This window comes from Lysinibacillus sp., from assembly GCF_032093475.1.
GTDB lineage: Bacteria > Bacillota > Bacilli > Bacillales_A > Planococcaceae > Lysinibacillus > Lysinibacillus irui.
Map to the genome: position 1 here is coordinate 19,561 of NZ_DAMDAY010000052.1, position 7,509 is coordinate 27,069.

Below are 7,509 nucleotides of genomic sequence, written 5' to 3' on the forward strand. Positions count from 1 at the left end.
TATGCACATACATAAGTATGAGAAGTATTGGCTTGTGTTCGGAGTTGCTACTTTAGTAGCATTCCTCATCATTCTCGGTATCGGGGCATTTCACCAAGGCTCCCATCCGAACAATGGGAAAAAAACACTAGATTACGAGAAAGTAAAAGAGACAGCACCTTTTGATAATCCAGGTGTCCATAAAGTAGAGGGAAAGGATTGGGATTATGAGGTAGTAGTCGTAGCCTCAGCATTTAATTATAATCCTCCACAAATTGAGGTACCACTTGGTGCTAAGGTGAAATTCATTGCAACAAGTGAGGATGTTATGCACGGTTTTGAGGTGGCAGGTACAAATATCAACATGATGCTTGAGCCTGGCTATATTTCGGAATATGTAACAGAAGTAAATAAGGTAGGCGAGTTTTTAATCGTATGTAATGAGTATTGTGGTACAGGACATACGATGATGCACTCTATGCTAAAGGTGGTGGATTCAAATGAGTCACACTAATTCAATGACAAAAGTAGATCGACGCGATGCAAAGCTAGCCATGGCACATATTTACGTGGCATTCATCGCTTTATTATTAGGTGGTCTAGCAGGTTTATTACAAGTATTTGTACGTTCTGGACAATTTACATTACCAGCTGGCATTGGCTATTATCAAGTATTAACAGTACACGGCGTATTACTTGGTCTTATTTTAACTACATTCTTTATTTATGGCTTCCAAATCGCTAGTGTTAGTCGTACTTCTGGTACTTTCACAAATGGACAGCGCAGACTTGGATGGATCGGTTTCTGGTTAATGACAATCGGTACAGCTGCTGCTGCAACAATGGTTTTATTGAATAAAGCAACGGTTCTTTATACATTCTATGCACCACTAAAAGCGCATTGGATTTTCTATTTAGGCCTGACATTAGTCGTGGTTGGTTCTTGGGTTGGCGGCGCGGGTCAAATTTTACGTTATGCACAGTGGCGCAAAGAAAATAAAGGTAGTGGACAACGCAGTCCTTTATTATCGTTTATGGTGGTTGTCAATAATTTAATGTGGTTTGTCGCAACGCTTGGTGTAGCAGCTTCTGTCTTAATTCAGCTGTTGCCATGGTCATTAGGTTTAGTTGAACGTGTCGATGTTGCATTATCCCGTACCCTTTTCTGGTATTTCGGTCATGCACTTGTATACTTCTGGCTACTACCAGCGTATATGGTTTGGTACGTCGTTATTCCAAAAGTAATTGGCGGGAAAATTTTCTCAGATTCTCTAGCAAGACTTTCCTTTATGCTGTTCTTAATTTTCTCTGTACCTGTTGGGATTCACCATCAGTTAACAGAGCCTGGTATTGATGGGACTTGGAAATTCATTCAAGTTGTTTTAACATTCGCTGTCATTGTTCCTTCTCTTATGACCGCCTTCTCGATGTTTGCGATGTTCGAATTACGTGGTCGTGAATTAGGTGGTAAAGGACTGTTCGGCTGGTTTAAAAAATTACCGTGGAAAGATGCTCGTTTCTTCGTGCCATTTATCGGTATGGTGGCGTTTATTCCTGGTGGTGCTGGCGGGATCGTCAATGCCTCCTATCAAATGAACCAATTAATCCATAATACCATTTGGGTAACGGGCCATTTCCACTTAACCATTGCTACAGCAGTCGTTTTAACTTACTTCGGTGCGGCCTTCTGGTTAATTCCACATTTAACTGGCCGTACGTTAACGAAATCTTTAAATAATCTTAGTAATTTCGCTGGTATCCTATGGGCTACAGGTATGACCATTATGTCTTCTGCTATGCATATTGCCGGACTAATCGGTGCGCCTCGTCGCTCAGATTACTCAGAATATGGTGGTGCTTCACAGGCATATGATTGGATTCCATATCAAATCGCACAAGCTGTTGGTGGAACAATTCTCTTTATCGCCATTCTAGTCATCCTATACATTGTGGTGAAATTGGCTTGGTTTGCGCCTAAAGGTGAAGAAGAATTCCCTGTAGGGGATGTACATGCACTTAGCGGTCCAACACCAGCCATTTTAGAAAATTTCAAAGTATGGCTTGTTATTTTAGTAGCCTTAATTTTATTTGCTTACACAGTACCAATTATCGATATTATTTCAAACTCACCAGCTGGCTCTAAAGGCTATCAATTGTGGTAAACATCTCTTCATGAAAAAGGCGATTTCTCTGCAACGAGAAATCGCCTTTTTATATCTTAAAGCAGATAAATTTGTATACTTTTCTTGTAAATAGCCTGCTAGGTACTTAGCATTTAAGCCTTCCACTGTCGCTTCCTATTGTTTTGATCCGCAAACCCTTATTGAAATTACCTGTTCCTTTAGTTTAAGTGAAAATCTTCACAATTTCTTTGCTCCATAACAATGCATTGCTTAAGAAAATTGCCCTTTAATAGAATAACTAGTTTTCATTTTATGTTTTTTAATGTGTTTCCAAAATTGCGTTTGGGTACGTTATTTTGTATATGTTAGTATATTTAAATTATTTTTTATTTTTAAGTTCTAAAAGTATAGGTGCTATATTTAGTAAGATAGAAACAATTGTCAGAAACCAAAACGCTTTATTCATATTAGGTACTTCCCTTAAAGCCGACCAATCTTCACCTATTATCCAATTAGATACAAGGCTATGTTCTGCACAAAGTGTCAATGCTGTAAATGATAACCCCAATGCCATTGCCAATTTATAATCTTTGCCAGTTCCATACATATAAAGATTTATAAATGTTATAACTATCGTAATAAGACCTAATATTAACCACATAATACCTCCATCATACTTTCATTTTTCAATATAGACATAAATTGTAAGTATATGGTTCCCATAAACCTTTCGTTATAGAATGTTATTTAATAATATGGCCTTTCCATGAATAAAGTCGCTTTCCTTAATTTCAGAAATGCGCCCGATCGTGGAATACTCGAAATTGCAAAACAATATTATTTCTTTTATCCTAATAATTTTCAATGACTCCTCCAAGTGAAGAAGCTTTAATGTTAGGATTCTCAAGGATTTCTTTTAATTCTTCCTTCGTTCCATAAACGACCACCCCTAATATTTCTATATCCTCTAACTTTATATCTTTCATCTTGTTAAAAGCATTCTGGTGATCAGGAGAAATACTCATTTGCAGTAAGTCTAAAAATTGTTTATACTCACCTTCTAAATCATGGATTGAAATATAAGGCGTATTTATTGAGAAACCTAGTGCATCTTTTTCTCTAATAAATGTTGAGGACCAATCGTTTTCTTTTGCCTCTTTTTGAAACTCGTTTAACTGTTCACTACTATAAGTGTCTATCCAAAACCATGTCATTTCAGGAAGTTGTATAAAAATTTCATTTGGTTTGTAAGGCTGATCAAAGGAAAGTGCTACCTCATAAACTTTGTCTCCCTGTATACCATTAATCAACTGTTTATCATCTTTATATTGTTTATAAGGTACATTGGGGTGGAAAAACAGCATTTCTCTCCAACCATTTTCTTTATAACTAAATTGCCAATCTTCACCTGTACTTCCCACGTTTCCACCTGAACTTCTTGAAATTAAAACAGATGGGATTAGACCAAATGAATATTGTTTTTGTTCTATAACGACCGATTTAATTTTAAAGTCCTTTGAAATTTCATAGTTGCTTATCCCACCTAATAACCCCCTCGAATCCACAGTTTCACTTATGTATCCATTAGGAGTGCTGAGACGGACAAAAGCATCCCAATGCTTAAATGCCTTTTGGCTAAAATGTGATGAAATAGCTAAATTAGCTATGTTTAAGATAACAAATACCACCAAAGAAACAAAAATAGTGATAATAATCATCTTTATTTTTCCTCTTCTCACTGCCTTTTTGATTTTCTTTTCATCATAAAGATAAAGATCGTCTGAAAAATCATCCATGTAGATTCCTCCACTTCTTTTGAAATTCTTTCCTTGCCCGAAATAAATATGTCCTAATCGTTTCTTCCTTCATCCCTAGTAATAAAGCAATCTCTTTATAACTAAGTTCAAGCTCGTATTTTAATAGTAAGAGCTGCTTATAAATTTCTTGTATGCGTTCTAAAACGAGTGAAATTTCTTGATTCATTTCGATAGTTAGAACGCTCAATTCAGTATTATGGTCATTGGCAAAATTGTTCCAGAAGCGATGATCATCAATAGAAATAGCCCTTTCTATCCCTTTTTTCTTTAACCACTTTTTAAATTCATTCATTGCAATGGTAAAAATATAAGAAAGAGCTTTCTCTGAAGGAACACCACTACTATAAGCGATAAATTTCGTATAACTCTCTTGAACAATATCTTCTGCATCTTCATGACTACAACCGTTCTTTTTTAAATAGAAATAAATCATTTTTGCTTGTTTATTGTATATATCCAACAATAGATGTGAATCCATAGCTCCTCCTTTCAAAGTCTTCATTAATAAAGAGTCTATTTTTGTAAAAAGGTTTACAGCAAATCTGGAAAAACTTCAAAAATACGGATTACTCGTGTTAGATTTAGGAACAATAAAAACTGAATTAAGTTAATGTAATGGCTAATTCTTATACAAGAATACTCTCTTTGCTAAAATAAAAAGCTACTCTTCTTTTGAAGAATAGCTACTTTAGTTGAATACCAATTGGAGAAGGATATCTTTCAATTTCGCAAAATCCATTTTGAATGCCAGCATTAAATACCAAATAATGAAGCATTATACATACTTTTTAAATGATAAAAAAACTACTAACCTTTAGGTTTATTATTTTCCCATATATACCACGGTAATCTATAATCCATTTTCTTACCTTGTATACTATTTTTATCTGTTACTATCCAATTGTCATCTTTTTTTCTACTTTATAATTAACATTTATACCATCGGACTTTTTGAAGAGTATATAACCTGAGTCGTCTTTTAAAAAGGTAACAGGGTCAATAATATTTTTGTTGGGCAACTTTTTTTCAGGAAGCAATATGTTGGTTGCTATTTCTTCTGCAATAGTAAAAAGGGATTTAAATTCATTATTTACTTCTGCTTGGTATTGCAATTGGTTGTATGTGTAAGCAGTGTAATGATCTAAATTCAAATTAAATGACTGTTTTATATCTGAAAGCGTTGCTTTATAAAATTCATCTATGTCCTTTTCTAATTTATCGCCCTTATGTTGAAAGCTAATTGTTTTAATACCAAATGGGTCTATTTTGAAAGTCATTGTTTCCTTACCATTGGGGGGATTATGTGCATGTTCAAAGGTTGTGACTTGGACTTTAACAATAAAGTCAAACTGACCCCCATACCTATTGATACTCAAAATTTTAGCATCATATAAACCATATTGCTTTAGGTAACCATAATAATTAATAATTTCCTTTTCTATGGATGGATAAAGTGTTGTAAGCAACGTATCATATATGATCTTATAATCAGGTTGCTCACTTTGGGAATTAAGATTTCCTGAAGTTGTTAACAAAGCATCTTTATATAAGTCCTCATTCGAGAGTTTTTCTGTAACCATGTCATAATTAGTAAAATAGATAGTAAGAAAAACAAAAGATAATATTCCAATGATTTTCTTCATCGTATACTCCTTTAATTTAGAGTTAATTTAGAAGTACTTTCCCCAGAAATCATTTAATTATTCTTCAACAATATGGCCCTTAAACTGCAAAAGACACATTTCTTATTAAAGAAATGCGCCCGATTGTTGAATATCGTTATTGAACTAAAGCACCCCGTTATTGGAATAAGAAGCTTAGGATAGGAGGTGATAACAATAATAGTAGTGCAAATGTAATCAGCCATTTTGTTAATGTTTTTGAGAGTTTGTCTTTTACATCACCTTTATACCATCCACTAAATTGTAGTTTATTTCGATATAAAATAGTAAATATAATTAAAATTGAGATTGTCATCATTATTCCATAAGTATTCGAATATTTCATCCCTAATTTTTGGTAGGTACGAACAATAATATTGCCTGAAATAAAATAAAAAATTATGAGTAAAAAAAACATTCTTATGAACTCCAATAGTATCCTCATTTACAATCACTCTCCAAACTTTTATTTAATAGTTATTCACCGTATATATCTACATTGTTATTTAACTATCCGGCTTCGTTAGTTCAAGAAAAAAAGAGCTGCTCCTATGCAACTCAATAATCTTCAAGAAAAGCACACATATAGTTTAAGTAGAGATTTCTTCACAAACTTGTCTTTATTAACACTAATTAATTAATACTATTTATATGCTTATTTATTTTTTCTTCTGTCAATGATAAACCATTTTAAGATTCCAAGTATTAGTATTAAAAGTGGTATTCCCTGAATGAAGAGAAATCCTGTCCAAAAATTATTTATAGTGCTGGTCGGAGAGGCTGTTGCCATTACAATACTAGGGGAATGGAACTACGGTATACTTTAGCCATCCGGTACGTTTTAATGTCCTTGTATCTCTAACTTCCCCATCCTTTCCGACTACAAAAAGAATATTGTTTTCAGGATAATCTTCATCTAAAGAAGTCACTGAATTTTGTTCGTAAGATACCACCTGTATATTTATAAAATACTTCCCTTCATACAACACTTTACTTTCTTTAAAATCGTTTAAAATATCAATGGCTTTCGGGATTGTATTGTTATTTTCGTAAACGTTGAACTTATAATGAAAATTAATAACTGACTCATTGTTCAAAGGATACAACGATTCATTTTCATCGTTTGTTAGTGATGGTAATAATGAATTGGTGTCTATTTTTTCTTTCTTTCTAAGGTCATCAATTAGCCTTTTTTTTGACCATTTTCAATATTAAAATCAAGATAATAATTTTTTGAAGGTTCATCCATTAAATGGTATTTTTTGATAATCTGATTGGATGCCTCGATAAGTTCGGGATGTTGTTGAATATATGCTTCTTTAAATAGTTGTAAATAAACATCGTCACTTTCGTTAGGAATAAATTGATTTGTTTCTCGATTAAAGGCTAATGTGAGATTTACATGATAAGGTTTATAGATTTCTACATAACCATACTTACTTTCACCACGCTCACCATCATTTTTAGCACTTAGTATGTTGTAGTTATTTATTCCGTAGTTTTCCAAATGATTTTCAACATTTTCTTCTACATATTTTTTGGGGATTTCACAGCCCATTAACAAAAGCAGCAAAAAAGCAATTATAATAGCAAGATTTTTTTTGAACAATTTAAAATACATAACCAAAACCTCTCATCAATTTTGATATTATTTCCTTTAACTCAATTCTTATAAATCCTTGTTTGCCTTTAAGTTCAAATGCATATTGTTTTATTTCAACCATATCAAAATACAAGTTATTTTAACAGATCCTTATTCCACTAAACTGCCAAGTTAGTTAAAGTATAACCTTCCCAAAGCGTGGCTTGGGGATGTTTGTACTTAACGTTGTAAGCCTGTAAAAACTTCAATAAGTAATTATTTTTTATTTTTTAGTTCTAAAAGTATAGGTGCTATATTTAGTAAGATAGAAACAATTGTCAGAAACC

The 7,509-nt window shown here is 33.2% G+C and carries 7 protein-coding genes; 2 read left to right on the forward strand and 5 right to left on the reverse strand.

The features are described 5' to 3' along the window. Position 1 precedes the first annotated feature (1 nt). Both RT445_RS12420 and RT445_RS12425 read left to right on the forward strand, forming a co-directional pair. Positions 2–493, forward strand: coding sequence for a cupredoxin domain-containing protein (locus RT445_RS12420; RefSeq protein ID WP_036118325.1), 492 nt, complete (start codon positions 2–4; stop codon positions 491–493). Next, on the forward strand, positions 480–2,141 hold the full coding sequence (locus RT445_RS12425; RefSeq protein WP_274796502.1) for a b(o/a)3-type cytochrome-c oxidase subunit 1: 1,662 nt from the start codon (positions 480–482) through the stop codon (positions 2,139–2,141). The genes RT445_RS12420 and RT445_RS12425 overlap by 14 nt, the downstream gene beginning before the upstream one ends. A 340-nt stretch (positions 2,142–2,481) precedes the next feature. On the opposite strand, the gene RT445_RS12430 is transcribed toward RT445_RS12425, so the two are convergent. From RT445_RS12430 to RT445_RS12450, 5 genes are all read right to left on the reverse strand, one after another. Continuing rightward, positions 2,482–2,763, reverse strand: coding sequence for a hypothetical protein (locus tag RT445_RS12430; RefSeq protein WP_312507640.1), 282 nt, complete (start codon positions 2,761–2,763; stop codon positions 2,482–2,484). Positions 2,764–2,953: 190 nt separating this feature from the next. After that, positions 2,954–3,898: an anti sigma factor C-terminal domain-containing protein gene (locus RT445_RS12435; RefSeq protein ID WP_312507639.1), complete on the reverse strand. Its 945-nt coding sequence runs from the start codon at positions 3,896–3,898 to the stop codon at positions 2,954–2,956. Then, a complete protein-coding gene (locus RT445_RS12440) occupies positions 3,891–4,397 on the reverse strand; it encodes an RNA polymerase sigma factor (protein WP_312507638.1) in 507 nt (168 codons plus the stop codon). Before RT445_RS12440 ends, RT445_RS12435 begins: the two co-directional genes overlap by 8 nt. Positions 4,398–4,812: 415 nt before the next feature. Continuing rightward, positions 4,813–5,562: a DUF3888 domain-containing protein gene (locus RT445_RS12445; RefSeq protein ID WP_312507637.1), complete on the reverse strand. Its 750-nt coding sequence runs from the start codon at positions 5,560–5,562 to the stop codon at positions 4,813–4,815. A gap of 1,201 nt (positions 5,563–6,763) precedes the next feature. Beyond that, positions 6,764–7,201 (reverse strand): RNA-binding protein, encoded by a 438-nt coding sequence (locus tag RT445_RS12450; RefSeq protein WP_312507636.1) that lies wholly within the window; start codon positions 7,199–7,201, stop codon positions 6,764–6,766. Between the last annotated feature and the right edge of the window lie 308 nt (positions 7,202–7,509).

What these genes read in the sequence shown, in the direction of transcription:
- RT445_RS12420 (WP_036118325.1), top strand. Translation starts at nt 2, where the DNA reads ATGCACATACATAAGTATGAGAAGTATTGGCTTGTGTTCGGAGTTGCT.
- RT445_RS12440 (WP_312507638.1), bottom strand. Translation starts at nt 4,397, where the DNA reads ATGGATTCACATCTATTGTTGGATATATACAATAAACAAGCAAAAATG.
- RT445_RS12435 (WP_312507639.1), bottom strand. Translation starts at nt 3,898, where the DNA reads ATGGATGATTTTTCAGACGATCTTTATCTTTATGATGAAAAGAAAATC.
- RT445_RS12425 (WP_274796502.1), top strand. Translation starts at nt 480, where the DNA reads ATGAGTCACACTAATTCAATGACAAAAGTAGATCGACGCGATGCAAAG.
- RT445_RS12430 (WP_312507640.1), bottom strand. Translation starts at nt 2,763, where the DNA reads ATGTGGTTAATATTAGGTCTTATTACGATAGTTATAACATTTATAAAT.
- RT445_RS12450 (WP_312507636.1), bottom strand. Translation starts at nt 7,201, where the DNA reads ATGTATTTTAAATTGTTCAAAAAAAATCTTGCTATTATAATTGCTTTT.
- RT445_RS12445 (WP_312507637.1), bottom strand. Translation starts at nt 5,562, where the DNA reads ATGAAGAAAATCATTGGAATATTATCTTTTGTTTTTCTTACTATCTAT.